Origin of the sequence: Devosia sp. YIM 151766, from assembly GCF_030285925.1 — a bacterium.
GTDB lineage: Bacteria > Pseudomonadota > Alphaproteobacteria > Rhizobiales > Devosiaceae > Devosia.
In genome coordinates this window covers 311,695-335,806 of the sequence record NZ_CP127251.1, presented here as the reverse complement: position 1 = coordinate 335,806, position 24,112 = coordinate 311,695, and the positions used below count along the sequence as shown (strand labels likewise).

23 protein-coding genes and 1 pseudogene are annotated in these 24,112 nt (G+C 63.7%); 11 read left to right on the top strand and 13 right to left on the bottom strand.

Annotated features, from left to right (window positions below; translation table 11 throughout):
- From O9Z70_RS01605 to O9Z70_RS01585, 5 genes are all read left to right on the top strand, one after another.
- Positions 1-765 carry an SDR family NAD(P)-dependent oxidoreductase gene (locus O9Z70_RS01605; RefSeq protein ID WP_286020761.1) on the top strand — a complete coding sequence of 255 codons (765 nt, stop codon included), beginning with the start codon at positions 1-3 and terminating at the stop codon, positions 763-765.
- Positions 766-776: 11 nt separating this feature from the next.
- Positions 777-1,820 (top strand): LacI family DNA-binding transcriptional regulator, encoded by a 1,044-nt coding sequence (locus O9Z70_RS01600; RefSeq protein WP_286020760.1) that lies wholly within the window; start codon positions 777-779, stop codon positions 1,818-1,820.
- Positions 1,821-1,901: 81 nt separating this feature from the next.
- Positions 1,902-2,939 carry a cupin domain-containing protein gene (locus tag O9Z70_RS01595; protein WP_286020759.1) on the top strand — a complete coding sequence of 346 codons (1,038 nt, stop codon included), beginning with the start codon at positions 1,902-1,904 and terminating at the stop codon, positions 2,937-2,939.
- Positions 2,940-2,944: 5 nt separating this feature from the next.
- Complete coding sequence (locus O9Z70_RS01590; protein ID WP_286020758.1) at positions 2,945-4,075, top strand: cobalamin-independent methionine synthase II family protein; 1,131 nt, start codon at positions 2,945-2,947, stop codon at positions 4,073-4,075.
- Between the two features lie 84 nt (positions 4,076-4,159).
- A complete protein-coding gene (locus O9Z70_RS01585) occupies positions 4,160-4,861 on the top strand; it encodes an RraA family protein (protein WP_286020757.1) in 702 nt (233 codons plus the stop codon).
- Between the two features lie 63 nt (positions 4,862-4,924).
- Here the strand turns inward: O9Z70_RS01585 and hisD are convergent, their stop codons facing one another.
- Positions 4,925-6,223, bottom strand: coding sequence for a histidinol dehydrogenase (gene hisD / locus O9Z70_RS01580; RefSeq protein ID WP_286020756.1), 1,299 nt, complete (start codon positions 6,221-6,223; stop codon positions 4,925-4,927).
- A gap of 156 nt (positions 6,224-6,379) precedes the next feature.
- Between hisD and O9Z70_RS01575 the strand changes: the two genes are divergently transcribed.
- Both O9Z70_RS01575 and O9Z70_RS01570 read left to right on the top strand, forming a co-directional pair.
- Positions 6,380-7,144: an alpha/beta fold hydrolase gene (locus O9Z70_RS01575; protein ID WP_286020755.1), complete on the top strand. Its 765-nt coding sequence runs from the start codon at positions 6,380-6,382 to the stop codon at positions 7,142-7,144.
- Between the two features lie 16 nt (positions 7,145-7,160).
- On the top strand, positions 7,161-8,300 hold the full coding sequence (locus O9Z70_RS01570) for a nuclear transport factor 2 family protein (protein ID WP_286020754.1): 1,140 nt from the start codon (positions 7,161-7,163) through the stop codon (positions 8,298-8,300).
- Positions 8,301-8,575: 275 nt separating this feature from the next.
- Here the strand turns inward: O9Z70_RS01570 and eno are convergent, their stop codons facing one another.
- The 9 genes and pseudogenes from eno to O9Z70_RS01525 all read right to left on the bottom strand — a co-directional run bounded on the left by eno (position 8,576) and on the right by O9Z70_RS01525 (position 17,730).
- Positions 8,576-9,871: a phosphopyruvate hydratase gene (eno, locus tag O9Z70_RS01565; RefSeq protein ID WP_286020753.1), complete on the bottom strand. Its 1,296-nt coding sequence runs from the start codon at positions 9,869-9,871 to the stop codon at positions 8,576-8,578.
- Complete coding sequence (locus O9Z70_RS01560; protein ID WP_286020752.1) at positions 9,864-10,856, bottom strand: phosphotransferase; 993 nt, start codon at positions 10,854-10,856, stop codon at positions 9,864-9,866. Before O9Z70_RS01560 ends, eno begins: the two co-directional genes overlap by 8 nt.
- On the bottom strand, positions 10,849-11,697 hold the full coding sequence (locus O9Z70_RS01555; protein ID WP_286020751.1) for a fumarylacetoacetate hydrolase family protein: 849 nt from the start codon (positions 11,695-11,697) through the stop codon (positions 10,849-10,851). Before O9Z70_RS01555 ends, O9Z70_RS01560 begins: the two co-directional genes overlap by 8 nt.
- Positions 11,694-12,810, bottom strand: a pseudogene (locus O9Z70_RS01550) (ABC transporter ATP-binding protein). The gene O9Z70_RS01555 and the pseudogene O9Z70_RS01550 overlap by 4 nt, the downstream one beginning before the upstream one ends.
- Positions 12,807-13,682, bottom strand: a complete 876-nt coding sequence (locus tag O9Z70_RS01545; protein WP_286020750.1) for a carbohydrate ABC transporter permease — start codon at positions 13,680-13,682, stop codon at positions 12,807-12,809. The pseudogene O9Z70_RS01550 and the gene O9Z70_RS01545 overlap by 4 nt, the downstream one beginning before the upstream one ends.
- Before the next feature lie 2 nt (positions 13,683-13,684).
- Positions 13,685-14,569: a carbohydrate ABC transporter permease gene (locus tag O9Z70_RS01540; protein ID WP_286020749.1), complete on the bottom strand. Its 885-nt coding sequence runs from the start codon at positions 14,567-14,569 to the stop codon at positions 13,685-13,687.
- Positions 14,570-14,629: 60 nt separating this feature from the next.
- Positions 14,630-15,925, bottom strand: coding sequence for an ABC transporter substrate-binding protein (locus tag O9Z70_RS01535; RefSeq protein ID WP_286020748.1), 1,296 nt, complete (start codon positions 15,923-15,925; stop codon positions 14,630-14,632).
- Between the two features lie 96 nt (positions 15,926-16,021).
- On the bottom strand, positions 16,022-16,915 hold the full coding sequence (locus O9Z70_RS01530) for a MurR/RpiR family transcriptional regulator (protein ID WP_286020747.1): 894 nt from the start codon (positions 16,913-16,915) through the stop codon (positions 16,022-16,024).
- A gap of 44 nt (positions 16,916-16,959) precedes the next feature.
- Entirely contained in the window at positions 16,960-17,730 is a 771-nt protein-coding gene (locus O9Z70_RS01525; RefSeq protein WP_286020746.1) for an SDR family oxidoreductase, read from the bottom strand.
- Positions 17,731-17,858: 128 nt separating this feature from the next.
- Between O9Z70_RS01525 and O9Z70_RS01520 the strand changes: the two genes are divergently transcribed.
- Genes O9Z70_RS01520 through O9Z70_RS01500 form a run of 4 tightly spaced genes read left to right on the top strand, consistent with a single transcriptional unit; the run spans position 17,859 to position 21,414 of the window.
- Entirely contained in the window at positions 17,859-19,013 is a 1,155-nt protein-coding gene (locus O9Z70_RS01520) for a mandelate racemase/muconate lactonizing enzyme family protein (protein WP_286020745.1), read from the top strand.
- A gap of 3 nt (positions 19,014-19,016) precedes the next feature.
- Positions 19,017-19,898 carry a RidA family protein gene (locus O9Z70_RS16240; protein ID WP_353057806.1) on the top strand — a complete coding sequence of 294 codons (882 nt, stop codon included), beginning with the start codon at positions 19,017-19,019 and terminating at the stop codon, positions 19,896-19,898.
- Positions 19,880-20,668 (top strand): creatininase family protein, encoded by a 789-nt coding sequence (locus O9Z70_RS01505; protein ID WP_286020744.1) that lies wholly within the window; start codon positions 19,880-19,882, stop codon positions 20,666-20,668. Before O9Z70_RS16240 ends, O9Z70_RS01505 begins: the two co-directional genes overlap by 19 nt.
- Complete coding sequence (locus O9Z70_RS01500) at positions 20,665-21,414, top strand: SDR family oxidoreductase (RefSeq protein ID WP_286020743.1); 750 nt, start codon at positions 20,665-20,667, stop codon at positions 21,412-21,414. The genes O9Z70_RS01505 and O9Z70_RS01500 overlap by 4 nt, the downstream gene beginning before the upstream one ends.
- A gap of 30 nt (positions 21,415-21,444) precedes the next feature.
- Here the strand turns inward: O9Z70_RS01500 and O9Z70_RS01495 are convergent, their stop codons facing one another.
- The 3 genes from O9Z70_RS01495 to O9Z70_RS01485 are packed head-to-tail and all read right to left on the bottom strand — an operon-like array spanning position 21,445 to position 24,084.
- Positions 21,445-22,152 (bottom strand): DUF8817 family protein, encoded by a 708-nt coding sequence (locus tag O9Z70_RS01495; protein WP_286020742.1) that lies wholly within the window; start codon positions 22,150-22,152, stop codon positions 21,445-21,447.
- An 18-nt stretch (positions 22,153-22,170) separates the two neighbouring features.
- Complete coding sequence (locus tag O9Z70_RS01490) at positions 22,171-22,722, bottom strand: ActR/PrrA/RegA family redox response regulator transcription factor (RefSeq protein WP_286020741.1); 552 nt, start codon at positions 22,720-22,722, stop codon at positions 22,171-22,173.
- 39 nt (positions 22,723-22,761) lie between these two features.
- Positions 22,762-24,084: an ActS/PrrB/RegB family redox-sensitive histidine kinase gene (locus O9Z70_RS01485; protein WP_286020740.1), complete on the bottom strand. Its 1,323-nt coding sequence runs from the start codon at positions 24,082-24,084 to the stop codon at positions 22,762-22,764.
- Between the last annotated feature and the right edge of the window lie 28 nt (positions 24,085-24,112).

Genomic DNA, 24,112 nt, shown 5'->3' with positions numbered 1-24,112 from the left:
ATGACCCTGCCGACCACGCCAAGTTTCCGCCTCGACGGCAAGCGCGCTCTGGTCACCGGCGGCACACGCGGCATCGGATTGGGTGCGGCGGTGGCCCTGGCGGAAGCCGGGGCGGCGGTGACCATCGCTGCGCGGACGGCCCGCGATATCGAAGCGGTCATTCAGCAGATGGTCGCGGCGGCGCTGACGGCCGAAGGCGTGGCGCTCGACATTACCGATACCGGGACGGTGCAGGCTTTCGTCAACGATGTCGAGCCATTCGACATCCTGGTCAATTCGGCCGGCACGGCGCGGCATTCCGACTTTGCCGACATCACCCCGGAAGACTATCGCGCGGTGATGGATGTCAACCTTGCCGCGACGCTCTTCGTGTCCCAGGCGGTCGCGGGCAGGCTGGTCGCAGCGGGCCGGCCGGGCGCGATCATCCATATCTCCTCGCAGATGGGGCATGTCGGCGGGCCGAGGCGCGCCGTTTACGCCGCCAGCAAACATGCTGTGGAGGGGCTGACAAAAGCCATGGCAATCGAGCTGGGGGCCCATAATATCCGGGTCAATACGGTTTGCCCGACCTTTGTCGAAACCGAGTTGACGGCCAGGAACCTGAGCGACCCGGATTTTAGACGCTGGGTGCTCTCCAAGATCAAACTTGGCCGCCTGGGCAGAGTGGAAGACCTGATGGGGCCGATCGTGTTTCTGGCGTCCGACGCCGCGGCGCTGATCACCGGCACATCACTTCTGGTGGATGGCGGATGGACAGCGGAGTAAGAAAGCCGGGCGTGACGTCCTCGCAAGTCGCCGAGCATGCCGGCGTGTCGCAATCGGCCGTCTCGCGCACCTTTACCCCCGGCGCCTCGATTTCCCCCAAGACCCGGACCAAGGTGCTGGCCTCGGCCAAGGAGCTTGGCTATCGGCCCAATGCCATCGCCCGCTCGCTGATCACCAATCGCTCGCGCATCATCGCAGTGGTGATGGCCTATCTGGAAAACCTGTTCTATCCCGACGTGCTCGAGGAATTGGGGCGGGCCCTGGCCGCCGAGAATTACCATCTGCTGTTGTTCACCGGCTTCAAGGATCGCGACAGCGACCCGGTTTTCGACCAGCTCATGCAATATCGCGTCGATGGCATCATCCTCGCCTCGACCTCGCTCTCTTCCGAATTGTCGGAAGAATGCGCAACGGCCGGCATCCCGGTCGTGCTGCTCAACCGCACCACCGAGCGCGACGCGGTGTCGAGCGTGACGACGCGCAATCGCGAGGGTGGCCGGCGCATCGCCGAATTCCTCGTCGCCGGCGGGCACAAGAGCTTCGGCTACATTGCGGGCCTCGAAAACTCATCGACCAACCGCGATCGCCATCAGGGCTATGTCGAGGGGCTGGCCGCGCACGGCTTCACCGCCGTCACCATCGAAACCGGCCATTATTCCCATATCGAGGCGCAGGAGGCGGCCCGCCGGATGTTCTCGCGCGCCGACCGGCCCGAAGCCCTGTTCGTTGCCAATGACCATATGGCGGTCGCGGTGATGGACGTCGCCCGTTATGAATTCAACCTCCGAATTCCGGAGGATATCTCCATTGTCGGCTATGACAATGTCGGCCCGGCGACCTGGACCTCCTATGGCATCACCTCCATGAGCCAGTCGGTCAAACGAATGGTAGAAGCAACCGTCGACATCCTGATGGACCAGATTGCCAGCGGCGAGATCGAGGCCGAGCACCGCATCCTCACCGGCGATCTCATCGTGCGCAGCTCGGCCCGGCTGCCGCAGAACGGGATCATCGAACGCGACGGCCAGCGCATCTATCGGCCACGGGACACCTGACATGTTCGGACCTGCCGCTGCATCGACTGCTTTCCAATACTTATTGCATACGAATGCAATTATAACTGAAAGGATCGTCTCATGACTCGCTGGACCCAGACTGACATGGAAAAGCGCCTGGTGCGCTATGCCGATCTCAAGGGGCTGCGCAATGCCTTTATCGATGCGCGGACGCCGGGCTCGGACCGCAAGGAAAACTTCACCATAATCGGGCCGGGCGTGAGCGAGAACCCGGCGCAGGTAGTGCATATCCCCGAGCCGCACGGCTTCAATGTCGGCGCCGCCCGCCAGCCTTTCGGCTGCACCAATTCGCAGCACAGCCACCTGACGGCCGAAACCTTCGTGGTGCATACCGGCAAGTGGCGTTTCGTCTTCGGCGCCGACAAGGACGAGGGCTATCTGGACGTCGAACCCGGCGATGTGGCCACCGTCCCCACCCATATGTTCCGCGGTTTCGAGAAGCGCGACGAGGGCACGGGCTTCCTTTATGTCGTGCTCGGCCACGACGATCCGGGCAAGGTGGTCTGGGCGCCATCCGTGTTCGAGATGGCCGAGGATTACGGCCTCAAGCTGCTGAAGGGCGGCAAGCTGGTGGATACGACGCTCGGTGAGACAGTGCCGGAAGGCGCCGAGCTCGAACAGCCGCCCAGCGCAGAACAGCTCAAGGAACTGGCGACCCCGCCAATGGACGAGCTCAAGAAATACGCCATCAAGGCCGCCGACATCGAAGGCGACCCGAATTCCCCGCTGGCCGGCGCAGGCGTCGAAGAAGCGGGAGTTATCGGCGATGTCGATGGCCAGGACGGCATCAAGGCCGGCCCGATCGTCAGCCATTGGGACCATGGCTTCGCCCTGCGCCGCCTGAAGCTGGAGACCGGCGCCGTCATTCCCGCGCATAGCCGCGCCGAGCAGGAAGTGATCTTCGTCCAGTCCGGCACGCTGGAGGTGAGCTGGGCAGATGGCGCGATCATCATGGGTGCCGGCGATACGCTGAGCGTGCCGATCGGCCTGGCCCACGGCTTCCGCAACCCGGCCTCGGCCGATGCGATCGCCTTTGTGGTGCGTGGTGCGTCCGCGCCCGCGGCCCCGCAATTCGCCGCGGCCCAGGCTGCGGAATAATCTCGATGGCACACAAGATCCTCACCACCCATGTCGGCTCCCTGCCCCGCTCCAAGCAGGTGACGGACCTTGTGTTCGCCCGCGAAGCCGGTGTCCCCGTCGACGAGGCCGGCTTCAATGCCATAATCGCGACGGCGGTGAACGAGATCGTCGCCAGGCAGAAGGCGGCAGGCATCGACCTGCCGTCCGATGGCGAGATGAGCAAAATCTCCTACGCCACCTATATCAAGGACCGGCTGACCGGCTTTGATGGCGACAGTTCGCGGCAGCCGCCGGCCGACCTGGAAATGTTCCCCAGCTTCCTGAAGCGCCAGGCCAGTACGGGCGGCACGCCGACCTATCGCCGTCCCAAATGCGTCGGGCCGATCGCGGTCAGGAGCCTCGAGCCGCTGCGCAACGACATCGCGGCCTTCCAGTCGGCGCTCAAGGCTCACGACTATGCCGGGGGCTTCATGAATTCGGCCACGCCGGGGGTCATCGCGCTGTTCCAGCCCAATGAATTCTATGCCAGCCAGGACGATTATCTCGAAGCGGTCGCCGAAGGCATGCGTGTCGAATATGAGGGCATCGTCGAAGCCGGCTTCATCCTGCAGCTCGACGCGCCCGATCTCGGGCTCGGCCGGCACATGATGTACAAGGATTTGGACGATGACGGCTTCCTCAAAGCAGCCGGCCGCCATATCGAGGTGATGAACCATGCGCTTCGCAATATCGACGGCCACAAGGTGCGCATGCATGTTTGCTGGGGCAATTACGAGGGCCCGCATATCTGCGACATCGCGCTGCGGAAAATCCTGCCGGAACTGCTGAAAGCCAAGCCGCGCGCCCTATTGTTCGAAGGCGCCAATCCGCGCCACGCGCATGAATGGATCGACTGGAAAAGCGTCGAGTTGCCGGACGATTACCTGCTGATCCCCGGCGTCATCGATTCCACCTCCAATTTCGTCGAGCATCCCGAACTGATCGCGCAGCGTCTGCAAAATTATATCGACATTGTCGGCCACCAGCGGGTGATTGCCGGAACCGATTGCGGCTTCTCGACCTTTGCCGGGTTCGGCGCTGTGGATAGCGAAATCGTCTGGGCCAAACTGAAGGCCCTGAGCGAAGGCGCGGAGATTGCGAGCCGCATGAACTGACAATCCGGCTCCTTCGATCCCTCTCCCGGAGACGTCGGCGCGCCCGCGCCGGGTGAGGCGGCCTTACTTGAAAAGGACATATCCATGCCCATTATATCCGCCGAAATTCTCGCCGCCCTGCGCCAGGCCGATACCCCGACCGTCTGCAATGCGCTCGAACACGTCATGGGTGGCCGCACCGCCGAAGGCTTTACCAAGACCCCGGTCGTCTGCGCCGATCCGAGCCTTCCACCGGTCGTCGGTTTTGCCCGCACCGCCAAGATACGGGCTTCATCGCCGGCGCAGAAGCCCGCCGCCGAAGTGCGGGCGCTGCGCATGGCCTATTACGAATATGTCGCGGCAGGCGAAGGTCCCAATGTCGCCGTCATCGAGGATAGCGACTGGCCCCATGCCATTGGCGGGTTCTGGGGCGAGATGCAGGTGGCCCAGCACAAGGGGCTGGGCATTGCCGGCACGGTCACCAATGGCGTCCTGCGCGATCTGGGAATGCTCGATGAGGGCTATCAGGTCATCGCCGGCTCGGTAGGGCCGAGCCATGCCTTTGTGCATGTGACCGAACTCGATTGCCCGGTGACCTTGTTCGGCATGGCCGTGCGTCCGAACGATCTCATTCATGCCGACCGGCATGGCGCGGTGGTCATTCCGGCCGAACATATCGAACGCATGGCCTGGGCCATCGACGTGGTGATGCGCAAGGAAGTGCCGATCCTGACGGCGGCGCGCGCGCCCGGGTTCACGGTAGAAAAACTCAAGGCCGCCTGGCTTGAGGCCGACAAGATCAGCTGAGTTGCTCGTCCCCCGCGAGGAGAGGGGGTGAAAAGAAAAGGCCCGCTTGCGCGGGCCTTTTGCTTAGTTCGCCTTGGCCTGCATCCGGTCGAGCCGCAGCTGGGCGGCGCGGCGATGGCCCTCAAGACCTTCGCTGGCCGATTGCCGCGCGGCCGGGGGCGCGACCTGTTCGACGCCGCGTTCGTCGAGCCATTGATGCGTGGCGATCTTGACATAGGCGCCGACCCAGAGGCCGCCGGTATAGGCGCCGGCGCCCATGGTGGGCAGGGTATGGTTGGTGCCCGAGCATTTGTCGGAATAGACGACGCTGGCCAGTTCGCCGATGAACAGCGAACCGTAATTGCGCAGCTTGTCGGCGAAGGCCCTGGCATCCGCTGTATGCACCTGCAAGTGCTCGGCGGCGATGAGGTCGGAATAGGCGATCATCGCCTGTTCCGTGTCGCAGACGGCGATTTCGCCGTAATTGATCCAGGCCTCGCGGGCGGTGCCGGCGGTAGAAAGCGTTTCGAGCTGTTTTTCGACCTCGGCCAGAGTGGCTTCAGCCAGGGCGCGATCCGTGGTGATGAGCCCGACGCGGGTACGGACGTCGTGCTCGGCCTGGGCGAGGAGATCGGTCGCGATCATTTCGGCATCGCCCGAGCTGTCGGCGACGACGAAAATCTCCGAGGGACCGGCCAATTGATCGATGCCCACCGGGCCGAAAACCTGGCGCTTGGCTTCATTCACGAAGGCATTGCCCGGGCCGACGATCTTGTTGACGGCCGGCACGCTCTCGGTGCCGTAAGCCATGGCGGCGATGGCCTGTGCCCCGCCAATGCGGAAAATGCGGTCGGCGCCGGAGAGGGCGCAACCGGCAATCATGGCCTTGTGGGCATTGGGCGGCAGGCAGGCGATGACCTCGTCGACGCCGGCGACCTTGGCCGGAACGATCGTCATTATCGGTGCGGATAGAAGGGGATAGCGCCCACCGGGGACATAGCAGCCGACGCGCTGGATGGGGATGACGCGGTGGCCCATGTGAACGCCCGGCAGGGTCTCGACCTCCAGTGGCAGAATGGTCGCCAGCTGCGCCTCGGCGAATTTGCGCACATTGTCGATGGCGAATTCGGTGTCCTTGCGGGTCTGCGGATCGAGTTCGGCCAGGGCGGATTCGCGTTCCGCAGCAGTGACTTCGAAGATCTCGATATCCGATTTGTCGAATTTGCCGGCGTATTCGCGCACCGCCCGGTCGCCGTTCGCCCGGACATTGGCGATGATCTCGCTCACCAGCGCTTCGACCGGCGCATTGTCGCCGATGGAAGAGCGCTGCGGCGCTTTGACAAAGGTTACGCCGGGGACGGGCGCATGGGCAGTTTCAGTCATCGAACCTTGCTCCGCGAGTCGCATCAGGCGGCTGGCGCTAGCAGACTGCTAACGTCGAGGCCGCAAAGTGAGGTGATTTGATCTTGCATACGTATTCAAATTTTGCCAGAGTTTTTTGACAAAATCAGCTGTGGTGATGGAGCCAGGCGGTCGTTGATGAATAAGGTTGTCCCCGGACCGGTCGAGACGCAGGACTTGGCGGAAGCGCCGCTGCCCCTGCTGCTGCTTGCCGGCACCGCCTGCGATGCGCGTCTGTTCGAGCCGATGGTGAAATTGCTCGACGTCCGGCCGGTGCAGGTCGTGGAAATGACCAGCGCCGAGACCAGTGCCGAGATGGCGGGGCGCATACTGGCCGAGGCGCCGGCGCGGTTCTCGCTGCTGGGCTTTTCGCTCGGCGGCATCGTGGCTCTGGAAATGATGGCCCAGGCGCCGGAGCGCATCGCGCGGCTGGCGCTGGTCAACACCACGCCGCGCCCCGATCCGAAGGGCAATTCTCGGTCGCGTCGCGCGACCGTGGCCAAGGCGCGGCAAGAGGGCATGGACAGCTATGTGCTCGATGCCTGGCCCGAATTGGTGACGCCGGCCAATCAAAACAATGCCGAACTTAAAGCGCTGATCGTCGACATGGCGCGGCGGGCGGGGGACGATGTCCTGGCCAGCCAAGCGGAAATTGCCATTCACCGCGCCGATAGCCGGCCGCGCCTCGCCGATATTGCCGTGCCGACGCTGGTGCTGGCCGGCGAGGACGAACGAATATGCCCGCTCGACGCGCATCGCGAGATTGCCGACGCCGTGCCCGGCGCGCGGTTTTTCACCATTTCCCGGGCGGGGCACTTCGCCCCGCTTGAAAATCCGGCTGCAGTGGCGCGTCATGTGCGCGAATGGCTGGACTGGACCGACCCCAACCCCAATTCCGGCTAACGCCCAAGGAGCGAAGATGAGCAATGTGACCGACAATTCCAAGTCCAAGGGCAGTTCGGAGGCAGCGCTGGACGAGAACGTGCTGCAAGTCGAGCGCCGCGACTATACCGACCTCGCGCCGACCGACCGCCCGCGCAGCCAGTCGCTGGACGGCTTCGACGACATCTATACCGATATCGTCGACTACATCATCCGCTGCACCCACAAAATCTGGGACGAGCGCGATATCGGGCTGATCTACAGCCATTACACCCATAATTGCGTGCTCTACGGCACGACGGGCACGATCTATAACCGCGAGGACATCGTCCGCGACACCATCCAGCGCCTGGTCTCCTTCCCCGAACGGCGCGGCATGGGCACCCAGGTGATCTGGAACGGCAATGACAAGGATGGCTTCTATACCAGCCATCTGGTGACCGGCTCGGGCCGCCATACCCAATATGGCCATCTCGGCCAGCCGACCGGCAAGCCCTTCGTCAGCCGCACCATCGCCGACTGCATGATCCACCGCAACAAAATCTATCGCGAATGGGTGGTGGCCGACCAGATGGCCATCATCAAGCAACTCGGCCTCGATCCGCACCATTTCGCCATGCGCACGGCCCAGCAGAAATTCGAGGCAGGGCTGACCTCGCTGGATATCGGCGAGAACCGCCGCTTTATCGGCCAGACGCCGCCGGCCGAAAAGCCCGACCTGTCGCTGGCCCATAATGACGTGGAAGCCCAGACCATCGAGATGCTGCACGAGGTGTTCACCAAGCGCATGTTCGGCCGCATCGCGCAGGATTATGCGCCCAATGCGCAATATCACGGCCCGCTCATGCTGGAACTCTATGGCGTCGCCGCCATCATCCACCAGCATCTGGGCCTGATCGGCTCGCTTCCCGACGCGTCCTATGAAATCCAGCATGTGGCCTCCAATCCCTGCGAGGAGGGCGGCACCAAGGTCGCGGTGCGCTGGGTGATGGAAGGCCACCATCTCGGCTATGGCATTCTGAGCGAACTGGGCGATCCGACCGGCAAGCGCGTACAGGTGATGGGCATGAGCCATTACCATTGGAAGGACGGCAAGATCGTCGATGAGTGGAATGTCTATGACCAGCTGAGCCTGCTGGTGCAGGTGAAGCTGGGACAGCTGGCGGAAGCGGAATAGCGGAGGGGGAACGCATCGGCGATAGGATCGGCGACTCCTGCGCCTCCCTCCCCCTTGAGGGGAGGGATCGAGAATGGGGGTGGCGGAGCGAGGGCGAGACTGCCGGATATGCAGGAACCGCAGCACCCCCTCCCGGCCCTCCCCTCAAGGGGGAGGGGGCGAAGGGTCTCACGTTCCGAGACAACTTGACGGCCTGGGACAACTCTCTGCTAAACAACGGAGGCCCCCGCTTTCGCGGGGGTGACACCGGGGAAATCACCGCTCGGCAGGGAGCGTCAGGCGCCCTGCCCCAAACCGCGCACACCGCTGGTTCCGGCGAATTGGGCTTTGGCGCCGAGGGCTTCTTCGATGCGCAGCAATTCGTTCCATTTCGCCATGCGTTCGGAGCGGGCAAAGGAGCCGACCTTGAACTGCCCGGCATTCCAGCCGACGGCCAGATGAGCGATGGTCACGTCCTCGGTTTCGCCGGAACGGGCCGAGACGATGGTGCCGAAGCCGTGCTGGCGGGCGGCATCGAGCGCAGCGCGGGTTTCGCTGACGGTGCCGGCCTGATTGACCTTGAGCAGCACGGCATTGACGGCATTGTCCGCCGCCGCCTGTTCAACCTTGGCGGCATTGGTGACCAGGTAATCGTCGCCGATCACCTGTACCTTGTCGCCCATTGCAGCGGTGAACCGGATCAGGCCGTCGCGGTCATCCTCGGCCAATGGGTCCTCGATCGAGGCGATCGGATAGCGGCTGCACCATTCGACCATCAGATCGCACAGACCGTCGCTGTCGAGTTCGCGCTGCTCGAGGCCGAGGCGATAGCGGCCGCCGGAGCCGAATTCGGAGGCGGCGATATCGAGTGAAATGGCGGCTTCGGTGGCCGGGTCATAGCCCGCCCCTTCAATGGCCTGGACCAGCGTATCGAGCGCTTCCTCGTTGGTGGCGAAAGACGGCCAATAGCCGCCCTCGTCGGCGACGCCGGAGACCAGGCCGCGCGACGCCATGATGCGGCCGGCCGAGAGGTAGATTTCGGCGGTCATTTCCAGGGCTTCAGCGACAGATCTGGCGCCGATGGGCATGATCATCAAATCCTGGATATCGATGCGGCGACCGGCATGGGCGCCGCCGCCAAAGATCTGGATTTCCGGCATCGGCAGGACAGAAGGGGCCTCGCCGGCGAGATATTGCCAGAGTGGCTGACGGGCGCTTGCCGCCGCTGCGTGCAGCACCGCCAGGGAGACGGCTACCAGCGCATTGCCGCCCAGGCGCGCCTTCAGCGGCGTGCCATCGAGGGCGATCATCTGTGCGTCGATGCCGGCCTGATCGGTGGCGTCGAGACCGAGCAGGGCCGGCGCAATCTCGGTTTCGATGGCGCGGAGCGCCTTGTCGACGCCGAAACCGGCCAGCCGTTCCCCGCCGTCGCGCAGATCGAGTGCCTCACGCGAACCGCGCGAGGCCCCGGCCGGAGCAATGCCCCGCCCCTTGCTGCCATCGGCCAGCGTGATATCGACCTCGACCGTCGGACGGCCACGGGAATCCCAGATGCGACGCCCCTTGAGCTCGGTGATGGCGGTATCAGACATGGCGCTGGCTCCAGAAAGCAGGAAGGTCGGAAAGAGTGGCGCCGGGTTCGATCAGCAAGCGCCGCGCGAGCTGGCGCAGCCAATCGCGATCGGCAGTATCGGCAAGATATTCGACGGGCGACTTGCCGTCGATGCGGGCCAGCAGCAAAGCGGGCAGCAGGTCGGCGCAGCGTTGGGCCAAAGCCGCGCGGTCTTCCCAGTCGACCTCGGCCAGATAGGCTTCGGCAATGGCGGTATAGGCCGCAAGATATGGCGCCGGCGCCCGGTGGAACAGGGTGGCCTTGAGCAGCAGGTGATTGAGCAGGAAGGCCAGATCGAAGGCCGGATCGCCGAAGCAGCCGCATTCGGCATCGAGCAGCACCGGGCCGGACGGGCCGACAAGGATGTTTTTCGGGCTGACATCGCCATGCATCAAGGCCTTGCGGGTCGTGGCGACGCGTTCGGCCAGCGCCTCGAAGGCCGGGGCCAGATCGGGATGGACCTTGCCGGTGGCGCGCAGATAGGGATCGAGGCGCAGGGCCTCGAACAGATCGCCATTGTCGAATTGGGCGGGAATGCCGGCATCGGCAGCGGAAAGCTGATGAATGCGGCCGAGCGCGGTCCCGACCTGGGCGGCAAAGCCGGGATCGACCACGCCGTCGAGCAATTGGCGCTTCCAGACCGGATGCGTGTCCTCGGGCAGATAGGCCATGGCGAAGAGCCCCGCCTGCCGGTCCTCGCCCAGGACTTCCGGAACCAGGCCCGGCTGCCAGGCGGCGACGACACGCAGATAATCGGCCTCGACGGCATTGCGCTCGACCGGCGCGCGCCAGTCGGCGGCGACCTTGAGCTGCGGCAGCGCGCGCTTGACGCAGAAACGCCGCTCGCCGACCTCGGCCAGCATGATGTCGGAGGACACGCCGCCCACCAGCGGAACCAGACGCACGGCCTCGTCATCGCCAACCAGATGCAGGCGGCGCAAAGCGTCGATAACGGCCTCAGTCATGGCGCACGACGAGCTGGCGCTGCTCCCCCAGCCCGTCAATGCCCAGATGCATGATCTCGCCGCCCTTGAGGAAAATCGGTTCCGGCTTCTTGCCGGAGCCGACGCCCGGCGGCGTTCCGGTGGCGATGACATCGCCGGGATGCAGGCTCATGAAGCGGCTGAGATAGGAGACGATGAAGGCGACGCTGAAGATCATGGTGCTGGTGGAGCCGTCCTGCATGCGCTGGCCGTCGATATCGAGCCAGAGGCGCAGATTTTGTGGGTCGGGAACTTCGTCGCGGGTGACCAGCCAGGGGCCGAGCGGGCCGAACGTGTCGCAGCCCTTGCCCTTGTCCCAGGCGCCGCCGCGTTCGAGCTGATATTCGCGCTCGGAGACATCGTTGATGACGCAATAGCCGGCGACGTGGTCGAGGGCGTCCTGTTCCTCGACATAGGAGGCGGTCTTGCCGATGACGATGCCGAGCTCGACTTCCCAATCGGTTTTCACCGAACCGCGCGGAATGCGAACATCGTCATTGGGGCCGACAATGGCCGAGGTCCATTTGTTGAACACAATGGGCTCGGCCGGAATGGGCATGCCGGCTTCGGCCGCATGATCGGCATAGTTGAGACCGATGCAGATGAACTTGCCGACTTCCCCGATACAGGGGCCGAGGCGCGGCGCGCCGTCGACCAGCGGCAGGCGGTTTGGATCGAGCGCCGCCAGACGGGCGATGGCGTCGGGGGTGACGGTGGCGCCAACGATGTCCGCGACATGGTCGGAGAGGCTGCGCAGCCGGCCCTCGGCATCCAGCAGGCCCGGCAATTCCGCGCCGGGCGCTCCATAACGCAGCAACTTCATAGCGATTGTCCTTTCCGATCGGGGTTATAGCGCAGATTGCGGTCTTCGGCGTCGAACACCATGATCTGCTCGGGCGCGATCTGCACGCTGAGGGTCGAGGCGGCCTGCGGATCGACCTGCCCGGCAATGTTGAGGGTCAGGGACTGGCCGTCGTCGAGGCGGCAATAGATCTGGGTTTCATTGCCCAATTGCTCAACCAGGTCGACGGAGACCGGCACGCTTCCCGGACCATCGCCGATGGTGAAGCTTTCCGGGCGGATGCCGATGCGAACGCGTTGGCCGGGCTGCAGCGCCTCGCCGATGGCGGGCAATACCAGCCGGCCGCCGCCGACCTGCAGGATCAGCGCTTCCGCAGTCGATTGTTCGACATTGGCTTCCACAATATTGGTCGGTGGCTGGCCGAGGAACGTGGCGACGAACAGGTTGCGCGGATTGTTGTAGAGTTCGAGCGGGGCGCCGATCTGCTCGATATTTCCGGCGCGCATGACCACGATGCGATGCCATGGTCATGGCTTCCACCTGATCGTGAGTCACATAGATCATGGTATTGCCGATGCGGCGATGCAGGCGGGTGATTTCCACCCGCGTCTCGCTGCGCAGCGCCGCATCCAGATTGGACAAGGGCTCGTCGAACAGGAAGATCTTCGGATTGCGCACGATGGCGCGGCCGATGGCGACGCGCTGGCGCTGCCCGCCCGAGAGGGCCTTGGGCTTGCGGTCCAGCAGGTGCTCGATCTTAAGAATCTTGGCCGCCGCCAGCACGCGTTCGGCGATCTCCGCCTTGGGGCGGCGGGCAATGCGCATGCCGAAGCCGATATTGTCGGCGACGTTCATATGCGGAAACAGCGCATAGGACTGGAAGACCATCGCCACGTCGCGGGCCGCCGGAGCGGCATGGGTGACATCGCGGCCCTCGATCTGGAACGTGCCGCCGCTGACGGCATCGAGTCCGGCAATGCAGCGCATCAAGGTCGACTTGCCGCAGCCGGAGGGCCCCAGCAGCACGACGAATTCGCCGCGTTCAATGGTCAGGTCGATGGATTTCAGCACGTCGGTCTGGCCATAGGCCTTGCTGATGCCGCGCGCCACGAGGGCGGGGGTGGAAGTGCTCATTTTACAGCGCCCATGGTCATGCCGGCGATCATCTTCTCGGAGAGAAGCGCGTAGGCGATTATAGTGGGAATGATGACGATGGTGACGCCGGCAAACATGCCTGGCCAGTCACCGGTATATTGCATGGCGTTTTGCAGCGAATAGAGCCCGAGCGGCAGCGTTCGATTGTCGGGACTGTTGAGGATGACCAGCGAGAGCTGGTACTCGTTCCACAGCCAGATGAGATTGAGGATCAGCGCCGTCAGCACGCCGGGCATGGCCATGGGCAGCATGACATGGCGGAAGACCTGGAAATCGGAACAGCCTTCCAGCACCGCGGCCGATTCCAGCTCGGAGGGCAGCGAGGCAAAGAAGCCGGTCAACAGGAAGATGGTGACGGGGATCGAGATGGCGATGAAGACCAGGCTCAGCCCGGTCAGGCTGTCGGTCAGCCGGAAGAAGGACAGGACGCCGAAAATCGGGATGAACAGCATGGGGATGGGGATGCCCATGCCGAGCACGAAGATATTGGTGGCGGTTTCGCGGCCGGGGAATTTGGCGCGGGCCAGCACATAGGCGGCCGGCGTCGACACCAGCAGGATGGCGAAGACCGAGCCGCCCACCACCATTACCGAATTCAGGAAATAATCGCCGAGCCGCCCGACATTCCAGGCGGTGGCGAAATTGGACCAGATGAATTCCTGCGGCAGGCTCCAGCCCGAGCGCAGCACTTCCCGCTTCGACTTCACGGCGCTCAGCAGAACATAGGCAATGGCGGCCAGGGTGAAGGCGGTCCACATCCAGACGAGGAAATAGGCCGGCAGGCGGCGCACCCAGCCGGGCAGCGTGGAAATGCGGCGGGCAGGTGCGGTTTGAAGACTATTGTTGGCCATGGCTAGAACTCCAACTGCTCGCGGCGCAGCAGCCCGCGCACCACAACGATGAGAATGAAGGTGACCACCAGCATGACCACGCCGATCGCCGTGGCATAGCCAAGCTGGTAGATCGGATCGCGCTGGCCGAAGCCCATGATGTAGAGATAGATGCCGAGCGTATAGAGCTGCTGGGGAACCTGCAGGAAGCCGAAGGCATAGGGGAATTCGAACATCTTGATGGCGTTGATCATCCAGATGACGAAAGAGATGGCCATCACGTCCCAGAGCATCGGCACGGTGATGAACCAGAATTTCTGCCACAGCGAGGCGCCTTCCAGATCGGCGGCCTCATAGGCGTCAGTGGGAATCTTGTCCACGCCGGCCATCAGCAGAATGAGGAAAAAACCGGTAAACACCCAGACCAGCGCCGCCAGCATGGCCCAGAAGATATTGTCGGGCGAGGTCCACAAGGTCTTGGCGGCATCGGTGAGACCGAGCGTGGCGAGCGTGGTGTTCAGCAAGCCGCTGCGCGGGTTGTAGATGTAGGCCCACATGCCGGCCAGCGCGACCACCGAGATGACATTGGGCAGGAAGAATACCAGGCGGAAGAACTTCTTGCCCCAAATGCCCGAGGTCAGCAGCACCGTATAAAGGAAGGCCAGGCCGAAGATGAAGAAGCCGCCGACGAACAGGATGGCCAGCGTGTTGCGCAGGCTCAGCCAGAACACCGTATCGTTGAACAGGCGGACATAATTGGCGAGGCCGATAAAGGTCATTTCCTGCCCGAACCCCGACCAGGAGAACAGCGAGAAATAAAAGGTCGATAGCGTGGGGAGCAGAAACAGCCCGCCATAGATCAGACTGGCCGGGGCCAGGAACAAAACGATCAGCCGTTTACGTATCACGTCACCACCCGAGGCAATTTTGGGGGCGGCGCGGATGACGAGCACCCGCGCCGGAGGATCTTAGGAACGATTGGCCCAGAATTCCTGGGTGCGGGCAACCATCTGGTCAACGAACTCCGCCGGCGTGATGCTGCCGAGGAAGACCTGGTTATGCAGGGCCTCGTAGACATTGGTGGAATAGTCCGGATACTTGGCCTTGACGCCATGGTTTTCCGACAGGATCAGGGTTGCCTCGTCGAGCGACTTGCGCGCGGCGGCAACTTCGGGCGCCCATTCGGCATGGCGATTGGCCACGCCGATCTTGGCGTCGGTGGCGTAGCGCTGCTGCGATGGCGTCGAGACGACGAATTGAATGAATTCGCGGGCCTCGGCCTCGTGGGCGGTATCGGCCATGATGGCCAGGCTGTGCGAGTTGATTTCGACGTGATTGACATCGCCGAGACCGCCTTCAACGGAGGGGAAGCGAATGGCGCCCCATTCGAATTCGTCCGCCACGGTATCGGCAAGCTCCACCGGCAGCCACGAACCGACCAGCTCGACGGCGGTTTCGTCAAAAGCGATGGTCTGCTGGCCGGCCGGCCATTGATAGCCACGGCTCTCCTCGGGGATGAGGCCGCGCGCCCAGAGGTCGAGCTCCATCTCGACGGCCTGGAGCACTGCCGGGTCGCGCCAGGTTTCGCCGGTCGGGTCTTCGGTGGCCCGCATCAGGAAATCGGGCCCGGCAATACGCTCGATCAGGTAGTTGAACCACTTGATATTGTAGAAGGCGATGTCGCTTTCGACGGCGATGGCGTTCACGCCGCTGGCCTTGACCTGTTCCAGGGCCGCGACGAAGCCGTCCCAATCTTCCGGCAACGCCTCGACGCCGGCATTGTCCAGCGCGCCCTGGCTATAGAAGATGTTATAGGCATAGAGCATGTAGGGGATCTGGTAGAGCGTGTCGTCATTGGACGCCATGTCCAGCAGATGCGGGTAGAACAGGTCGCCGAACGTGCCCTCTTCGCCATCGGGAGCCGGACCGGCAATCTGCTCGTTCCAGGGCAGCAGCGCGCCGGCAGCGGCGAGGCCGCCCTTGAGCCCATCCATGTCCGAATCCATGATGTCGATCTGGGTGCCGCCGGCCATGGCGTTGCGCACCGTGGTCTGGTTCTGGCGCCCGTTCCAGACGGGCGTGATGGTGACGCCAGGATGGGCTGCCTCGAAATCGGCGATCAGCGATTTCATCACATTGGCGCCGGGCTCCGGCTCGTTCCAAAGCGACCAGTAAACCAGGTTCACATCGTCCTGGGCGATCGCACCGAAGGCCATGGTGCCAAGCGCGGTGCCGAGGCCCAGGGCCAATAGAGTTCTATGCATAAATCCCTCCTAGAGCGCGCCTCCACGGCGCCGGGAGAAGTTAGCAAGGCGCCAGTAGTTTTGCAACGCACTAATTTTCAATATGTAGTTTTGCAATCAATCCCCGATCGGCTGGAACTTCATGGTGCCATGCAGGCCGCTCAGGGTGCGGCGGATATTCTTGAGGTTCTGGAAGGAATGCGGGCCGAGCTCGACCGCCATCGCCGCCGCGAGGCAATCGAGCAGATAGAGCTGGGCGTAGCGTGTCGGGCTCGGCAGGTTGAAATAGACTTCATCATTGAAAACGCTGACCGCCAAGGTCACGTCGGCAACTTCCGACAGGGCGCTGCCGGCGGGGGTCACGGCAATGACCTTGACGCCATTGGCGCGGGCGATCTCAGCGCTGTCGATCACCGAAACCGGCTTGCCGGTCGCCGAAAAACACAGCAGCACATCCTCGGGCGCCATGATGGCGGCGATCATGCGCGACTTGTAGGGATCGGCGCAGGCCTGGACGGCGACGCCGAGCCGGAACAGGCGATTTTCGGCCTCCTGCGCCATGATCGCCGAACTGCCGCCGACGCCGAAACATTGCACGCGGCGGGCCTTGGAGAGCAATTTGACCGCGTTCTCGAAGGCCTTCTCATTAAGCATGGCCATGGCTTCGGTCATCGTCCGCGTCGCTGCCTCATACATGCGCTCGGCGATCGAGGCCGGCTGTGAATTGCGCACCAATGCATCGGGCGACAGGAACATGCGGGTGACCACCAGATCCTCGGCCAGCCGCAGCTTGAAATCGCTATAGCCGCTACAGCCCAGCTTGCGCGCCAGACGGATGACGGTGGGCTCGCTGACCCCGGCCTTGGCGGCCAGCGCCTTGATCGACGATCGGCTGACCCAATCGGGGTCGGCCAGAATGGTGCGCGCCACTTCCAGCTCGGCATTGGCGAGCGTCTCGGAGGCAATCTGCAACCGCTCCAGCAGATCGGGGCGAATTTCGCGGGCGGACATGCGGGCGCTCGCATTGGATTCGGGTTTGGATCGCTTGTTGATGATCAGAACTCCACGCCGCAAAATTCCCCGGCCACCCGGCCGATACCGGCCGTCAGGCCGCCATCGATCGGAATGACCGCGCCGGTGATCATACGCGATGGGCCATAGGCGAGGAACCATGCCAGTTCGGCAATATCGACTGGCGAACAGACGTCGCGCAACGAGTAATATTTCTTGACGTTGTCGAGGATTGCGGGATTGGCGGCCAGCCGCTCGTCCCAGGCCTTGGTCCGCACCGTGCCCGGCATGATGGCGTTGACGCGAATGCCGGCCGGGCCATATTCGGTGGCGGCAAATTTGGTCAGCCCGATAAGACCGGCCTTGGCGGCGCTATAGCCCGGATAGCCGTACATGGCGACGCCATTGACCGAGGCGACATTGATCACCGTGCCGCCGCCCCTGGCGGCCATGGCCGGCTGCACCGCCTTGAGGCAGCGGAAGGCGCCGTTGAGATTGATCTCTATGTCGCGGGTCCATTCGCGCTCGCCGGTCTCGGCCAAGCGAGGGGCGGTCACGGCGCCGGCATTGTTGATCAGCACATCGACATGGCGACCGGGATTGCAGGTCTGCGCATAGGCGTCCCGCACCGCATCGGCATCGCAGATATCGACGCCGACCGAGGCATAGCGGTCCGGAAACAGCGCGTCGTTTTCCGCCAGGCGGGCCGGGTCGATATCCCAGCCGACGACCGCCTTGCCGCGTTCGAGAAACAGGGCGACCAGCGCGCGCCCGACATCGCCGGCCGCGCCGGTGACGACCACACAATCGATCATTTCGATCTCCGCACTCACTCCATGGTCAAGAAGTAATTTAACTACGCTGTTTTGGCAATTGTGTAATTTCGCGATTGCAAAGGTCGAGTACCGGACCTATCAAAGGTCAGTTATGTGAGGATCGACCGATGAGCCAGTCACCAAAGACCATCGTTGAATTGCGTTTCGAAGAAGTCATCGTTCCCGCCAATCCCGGATCGGTCAACACGCCGGGGCATCACAAGCCGTTGCACATGTTGCCGGTCGGCGGCAAGGCGGCGTGGTCGGTGCAGTTCGACGATCTGCCCAAGCTCATCCTGCAATTGCGCCTGGCCGACGGGACCGTGGGCTGGGGCGAATTTTACCGCGACCACAATTGGGCCACCGTCAGTGCCGTGGCGGAAAACCTGCTGGGCCGGTCGATCGATGATTTGCCGTTGCAGGACCTGCCAATTCCGCTGTCGCGCGAATATGACGGCTTCGAATGCGCCATCTGGGATGCCGCCGCCAAATCGCTGCAAGTGCCCTTGCATCGCCTGCTCGGCGGCGCGGTGCGCGACAAGGTCAAGGTCGGGGCCTGGAGCAGCTGGCGCGAGCTGGACGAAATGGGACCGCTGGCCAAATCGTTCCAGGATCAAGGTTTTGACTGTATCAAGCTCAAGGCCGGACTGGACGATGACGTGGTCGGCTGGTGCCGCACCATCCGCGAGCATGCGCCGGGCATGTGGGTGATCCTCGATCCCAACCAGCGCTGGGAAAATGCCGGCGAGGCGCGGCGCCGGCTGCAGGCGCTTGACGCCATCGGCAATCTGCTGCTGATCGAGGACCCGATCCCGCGCTGGATGCTGCAGGATTATGCGCGCCTGCGCACATTCACCGCCACCCCGGTCGTGCTGCATGTCTCGCTGCCCTATGTCTATCAGGGTCAGCGCTCCTATGACGCCATCAACGCCCTGGCCCATGGCGCGGTCGATGGCTTCAATTTCAATTGCGGCCTGGCCAAGTTCAAGGAGCTCGATGCTATTTCGAGCACTGCCAACCTGCCGTGCTGGCACGGTTCGGAAGTCGATCTCGGCATTCTGGAGGCGATGTATGTGCATCAGGCGGCGGCGGCGAAGAGCTGCACCTGGCCGTCCGACATTTTCGGCCGGCTGATCCGCTCGCACGACCTGCTGGAAACCCCGCTCTGTTTCGAGCCGCCCTTCGTGAAGGTGCCCGAGGGCCCGGGATTGGGCGTGACGCCATCGCCAGCCACCATTTCCCGTTTCAAGACCTCCGAAAATGTCTTCGCGCTGAAAGGCTGAGCAATGTCCTACGATATCAACCCCTTTCCAGCACAGGATGCCGACCGCCACGCCATCTGGGAAATGCTGGTCCGGCGCGACATCGAGGCCTATCTCGATCTCGATTGGGACCGGCATGCGCTGGATTTCGACGCGTCGCTGTTCTTCGGCATCGACGGGCTTAGAAGCAGCAATCCGGATAGCTGGCGCCCGCTTTATCCGGGGCTTGACGTCTATGCGGAGAGCTGGCTGGCGGCGGCGCGGGCCGGAGCGGCGGCAAATTATGCTGAAGATCGCCGTATGGCGACGTTTCGCTGCACCATTCTGCGCGATATCGACATCAAGGGCGACCTGGCGATCGCGCATAAGAAGTTCGACGGCATGATCGCCCTGAGCGACGGAACGTTTGACGCGCTGAACTGGCAGACGATCTATATCTGCCGCCGCGTCGACGGGGTGTGGAAGATTGGTGGCTTTCTCGGCTATCTGCCCAATCCGATGGGGTCGGCCGTGCAGGCGGCGGCGCCGGCCATTCGGGCGCCGGAATCGAGCCAGCACGACACGGCGGGGCCCTATTCACCGGTTCTGGAAGTCACGCCATCGAAATTGGTGGTGATTTCGGGCCAGGTCGGCGTGGGTCGCGACGGCAAGCTGATCGAGACCGATTTTGCCGGGCAGGCGCGGGCGACGCTGGCCAATTGCGCCGCCCAGCTCGCTGCGGCCGGCTGCACCCTGGCCGACGTGTTCAAGGTCAATTGCTACGTCACCGACCTGGCCGATTGGCCGGCATTCAACGCCATCTATCGCGAGATCATGCCGGCGCCGCTGCCGGTGCGTACCACGGTGCAGGCCGGCTTGCTCGAAGACTTCCGTATTGAAATCGAAATGTGGGCCGCAAAGAAATGAAGTGGGAAGACCTGACCACCGTCGAGATCGACGCCCTGGACCGCACCATCCCGGTGTTCCTCAATATCGCCGCGATCGAGCAGCACGGGCCGCATTTGCCGCTCGCCACCGATGCGCTGATCGGCAATCATCTGCTCGATCGGCTGGATGCGGCGCTGAACAGCCAGGTGCTGGTGCTGCCGCAGGTCAAAGTGTGCTGCTCGCGCCATCATCTGGATTTCACCGGCACGCTGAGCGTCACCCATGTGACTTTCCTGGCCTATGTGTCGGAATTGCTGCAAACCGTGGTCGATGCCGGGTTCAAGCGCATTGTCGTGGTCAATAGCCATGGCGGCAATCAGGCCATCGGCCAGGTGCTCGTGGAACAGTTCGGCGCCAATAATCCAGACGCCACCATCGCCCTGGCGACATGGTGGACGCTGGCGCGCAAGGCTCTCGGCGAGATTTCCGAATCCGGGCCGTTCGGCGTCGGCCATGCCTGTGAATTCGAGACTTCGCTGATCCAGCTGATCGCGCCGGAAAAGGTGCGCGCTCCGGTGCCTTCCGGCACCCATTATGTCCACACCTATGATTGGGCCGAAGGCGATATGTTGCGCGGAGCCGGCGGCAGCACCTATCGTTCGATGAAGCAAATTTCGGGCGGCAGCGGCGTGGTTGGCGATCCTTCCCATGCGTCGGCCGAGAAGGGCCAGCGCATCAGCGATGCGGTGCTGGAGCAATTGGTTGCGCTGGCCAGGAGCCTGGCGCCCGGTCTGGAGGTAAAGCGATGAACCCGGTAATTGTCAGTGGACGGCTGAAGGGCAAGCGGGCCCTGGTAACAGCGGGGGCGCAGGGGATCGGGCGGGCCATTGCCGAGCGGTTGGCCGCCGAGGGCGCCGAGGTCCTGGCGACCGACCTCAATGCGGCTGCGTTGCAAAATCTCACAGGTGACGCCATCCGCACGGCGGCAGTTGACGGCACCGATGCGCAGGCATTGCAATTGGCGCTGGGGGACAAGCAGTTCGACATCCTGGTCAATTGTATCGGCTGGGTGCATCACGGCACTCTGGCGGAGACCGATTACCAACAATGGCGGCGCTCGTTCCAGGTCAATGTCGATTCCGCCTATCACGCCATCAGTGCGGTGCTGCCCGGCATGCTGGAGCGCGGCCAGGGCAGCGTCATCACCATTGCCTCGGCGGCTTCATCGGTTGGCGGCTTCCCCAACCGGGTGGCCTATGGCGCCTCCAAAGCGGCGCTGATCGGCCTGACCAAGGCCCTGGCGGCGGATCACGTCGGCCAAGGGGTCCGCTTCAACGCGATCTGCCCCGGCACCATCGATACGCCATCGCTGGGCGAGCGGATCAATGCGACGCCCGATCCCGCAGCAACGCGCAAAGCCTTTATCGCGCGCCAGCCCATGGGCCGTCTCGGGGTCGCCTCCGAAATCGCGGCGCTGGCCGCCTACCTGGCCGCGGATGAAAGCGCCTTCATGACCGGCTCGTCCCTGGTTATCGACGGTGGAGCGACGGTCTGACCGGCACAAGCCGGGTGGCGGCTTAGCGTCTTATGACCGTGCCGCCACCATCCATTGGGCAAGACGCTTATAGCTGAGCAATTCGTGCCGATATTCGCCCGGCACCGAAGATGACAGCTCTGTCAGCTCTTTCTCATAGCGGTCGAGAAAGTCCGCCTCCCCCATGGCCACGGCAATTTCCGCCCGCGCGCCGATCAGCCGGGCGCGCCCAATTGGGTCGGCATCGGCCGCTACAAGCGCGATAGCCCGGTCCAGTATCTTGGCGGCGACGGCGTCGTTTGCATAGATGTCGCGATTGAACCAGGCGTTGGCCAGGGCTGCATCTATGGCGTTCGACGGTTCGGCATAGGGCGGCGGAGCATAATTCCGATCCATGTAGACCAGCATATTGCCGGCCGGATCGAACACCCGAAACTGCCCGCCATCTTTGGATAGCCGGGTGATGCGGGGCAGACCCCGCAAGGGTATCCCGCCCCAGGCATGGCGGAGATTATCCGTGAAGAATGCATAGCGCTCCGCCAGATCGGGAATCGTCACGATGAAGGCGCCGAATGCCTTCTTGCCGCCAAACTGGGCGAGGCTGGACATGAGCAGCAGCAGATCCTTGTCCCTGACTTCGGCGAACCGGTAGGGAAAGGTTTCGTTCCTCACAATCTCGAAGCCGAGCGCCGTATAGAAGGCGAGGCTGGCGTCCACGTCGTTGGCGACCAGGTAAGGCTGAATGCTGCTGGCCTGCATCGACATCCCGCCCGGCCCTCAGCGTGGGGCGCGCTTGGCCAATATGCGTTGCAGGGTGCGGCGGTGCATGTTGAGGCGGCGCGCGGTTTCCGAGACATTGCGGTCGCATAGCTCATAGACGCGCTGGATATGCTCCCAGCGCACCCGATCGGCCGACATGGGATTTTCGGGCGGCTCGGGCTTGTCCTCGCCGGTAGCGAGCAGGGCGTTGATGACGTCGTCGGCATCGGCGGGCTTGGAGAGGTAATCCATCGCCCCCAGCTTCACCGCGGTGACGGCGGTGGCGATATTGCCATAACCGGTCAGCACCACGGCGCGGGCGTCGGGACGCTTCTGGTGCAGGGCGGAGACGACATCGAGCCCGTTGCCGTCTTCGAGGCGCAGGTCCACCACGGCATAGGCCGGCGGCCGTTCGGCCACGGCGGCGAGGCCGGCGGCCACGGTGCCGGCAATGCGGACTTCGAAGCCACGGCGCGCCATGGCGCGTTCGAGGCGGCCGAGAAAGGCGACGTCGTCATCGACCAGCAGGAGGCTGGGGTCGGCGGCCAGGAGATCTTCGATCGTGTTCATGGCTTTTCCATAATCGCTTGCTGCCGGTCCGTCAAAAATTCAGGCGCCGGGCCGTTGGTTGAGATCGTTGCGCTGCCAGGTGATGGTCACCCGCGCATGGCCGGCGGGATCGGCATTGTCGAAACGCAGTTTCGCCCCGGTCCGCTCCAGCAGGGTCTTGGCAATGAAGATGCCCAGACCCAGCCCCCCCGGCTGATGCGCCTCGCTGCCGGCCGGATCGCGGGGGCGGCTGGTCAGATAGGGCTCGCCCAGCCGGGCGATCAGCTCGGGCGCGAAACCCCTTCCATCGTCGGTGATCGAGACGGTGATGGCAGCCTGGTCCCAGGCGCTGTCGATGCGCACGCTCTGTTTGGCGAAATCGGTGGCGTTCTCGATGAGATTGCCCAGGCCATAGAGCAGGCCCACCGAGCGCGGAAAGACCGGCGCGGGACCGGCAGCCTGCTCCGAATAGAATAGGATGGCCTTGCCGCGGCCCTCATGGGGGCGGGCGACCTCGTCCAGAATATCGGTCAGAGGCGCTTCGGCGAACAGATCGGCCGGCTCATTGCCCAGATTGCGCAGCTTGGCGAGGATGGCGCGGCAGCGGGCCGATTGCTCGATGATCAGTTCCACGTCCTCGGCCAGTGGACCGCCCTCCTCCACCTCGGCGCGCATCTCCTTGGCGGCCAGGGCGATGGTGGATAAAGGCGTGCCCAGTTCATGCGCGGCGGCGGCGGCGAGGCCATCGAGCGCCGAGAGCTGTTCGCGGCGGGACAGGGCCAGTTCGGTCGCCGCCAGGGCATCGGCGATCTGGCGGGAATCGTGGGCGACGCGATTGGTATAGGTGGAAATGAAGACCACGCCGCAAATGATCGAGACCCAGATGCCGATGACATAGATGCGGTTGAAGGCCAGCGGCGCGGTCGGGTCCCAAGGCAGGGGCAGGTGCAGCACCGAGATCAGCGAGGCGATGAGGCAGGCGAGGAAGGCGACGAGATAGGCCTGACGCTGCGGCAGGGTGCTGGCGGAGACCGAAACGGGCGCCAGAAGCAGCAGCGAGAACGGATTTTGCAGACCGCCGGTCAGCGCCAGCAGACCGCCGAGCTGGCAGAGGTCGAAAGTCAGTTGCAGCGCCGCCACCGGCGAGGAGAGCCGCAGATTGGTACCATAGCGCCAGACCAGCCCGATATTGAGCGCCGCCGACAAGGCGATGAGCCCCATGCATTCCCAGAGCGGCAGCGGGAACCCTAGCCCCAGATAGACGAAGAGTACGCCGGTGATCTGTCCGGCCACGGCCAGCCAGCGCAGCAGCAGCAGCGTCTGCAGGCGCAGCGGGCGCCAGCCTGCGGGCGGCAGAGGCGAGGTGGGAGCCAGACCGTTCATGAACCTGTCTTAGCGCATCGGATGGACG

Excerpts from the sequence above, each read along its gene's own strand:
- O9Z70_RS01570 (WP_286020754.1), top strand. The coding sequence starts at position 7,161 with ATGAGCAATGTGACCGACAATTCCAAGTCCAAGGGCAGTTCGGAGGCA.
- O9Z70_RS01590 (WP_286020758.1), top strand. The coding sequence starts at position 2,945 with ATGGCACACAAGATCCTCACCACCCATGTCGGCTCCCTGCCCCGCTCC.
- hisD (WP_286020756.1), bottom strand. The coding sequence starts at position 6,223 with ATGACTGAAACTGCCCATGCGCCCGTCCCCGGCGTAACCTTTGTCAAA.
- O9Z70_RS01525 (WP_286020746.1), bottom strand. The coding sequence starts at position 17,730 with ATGATCGATTGTGTGGTCGTCACCGGCGCGGCCGGCGATGTCGGGCGC.
- O9Z70_RS16240 (WP_353057806.1), top strand. The coding sequence starts at position 19,017 with ATGTCCTACGATATCAACCCCTTTCCAGCACAGGATGCCGACCGCCAC.
- O9Z70_RS01520 (WP_286020745.1), top strand. The coding sequence starts at position 17,859 with ATGAGCCAGTCACCAAAGACCATCGTTGAATTGCGTTTCGAAGAAGTC.
- O9Z70_RS01495 (WP_286020742.1), bottom strand. The coding sequence starts at position 22,152 with ATGCAGGCCAGCAGCATTCAGCCTTACCTGGTCGCCAACGACGTGGAC.
- O9Z70_RS01560 (WP_286020752.1), bottom strand. The coding sequence starts at position 10,856 with ATGACTGAGGCCGTTATCGACGCTTTGCGCCGCCTGCATCTGGTTGGC.
- O9Z70_RS01530 (WP_286020747.1), bottom strand. The coding sequence starts at position 16,915 with ATGTCCGCCCGCGAAATTCGCCCCGATCTGCTGGAGCGGTTGCAGATT.
- O9Z70_RS01555 (WP_286020751.1), bottom strand. The coding sequence starts at position 11,697 with ATGAAGTTGCTGCGTTATGGAGCGCCCGGCGCGGAATTGCCGGGCCTG.
- O9Z70_RS01595 (WP_286020759.1), top strand. The coding sequence starts at position 1,902 with ATGACTCGCTGGACCCAGACTGACATGGAAAAGCGCCTGGTGCGCTAT.
- O9Z70_RS01575 (WP_286020755.1), top strand. The coding sequence starts at position 6,380 with ATGAATAAGGTTGTCCCCGGACCGGTCGAGACGCAGGACTTGGCGGAA.
- O9Z70_RS01485 (WP_286020740.1), bottom strand. The coding sequence starts at position 24,084 with ATGAACGGTCTGGCTCCCACCTCGCCTCTGCCGCCCGCAGGCTGGCGC.
- eno (WP_286020753.1), bottom strand. The coding sequence starts at position 9,871 with ATGTCTGATACCGCCATCACCGAGCTCAAGGGGCGTCGCATCTGGGAT.
- O9Z70_RS01500 (WP_286020743.1), top strand. The coding sequence starts at position 20,665 with ATGAACCCGGTAATTGTCAGTGGACGGCTGAAGGGCAAGCGGGCCCTG.
- O9Z70_RS01545 (WP_286020750.1), bottom strand. The coding sequence starts at position 13,682 with ATGGCCAACAATAGTCTTCAAACCGCACCTGCCCGCCGCATTTCCACG.
- O9Z70_RS01490 (WP_286020741.1), bottom strand. The coding sequence starts at position 22,722 with ATGAACACGATCGAAGATCTCCTGGCCGCCGACCCCAGCCTCCTGCTG.
- O9Z70_RS01585 (WP_286020757.1), top strand. The coding sequence starts at position 4,160 with ATGCCCATTATATCCGCCGAAATTCTCGCCGCCCTGCGCCAGGCCGAT.
- O9Z70_RS01535 (WP_286020748.1), bottom strand. The coding sequence starts at position 15,925 with ATGCATAGAACTCTATTGGCCCTGGGCCTCGGCACCGCGCTTGGCACC.
- O9Z70_RS01605 (WP_286020761.1), top strand. The coding sequence starts at position 1 with ATGACCCTGCCGACCACGCCAAGTTTCCGCCTCGACGGCAAGCGCGCT.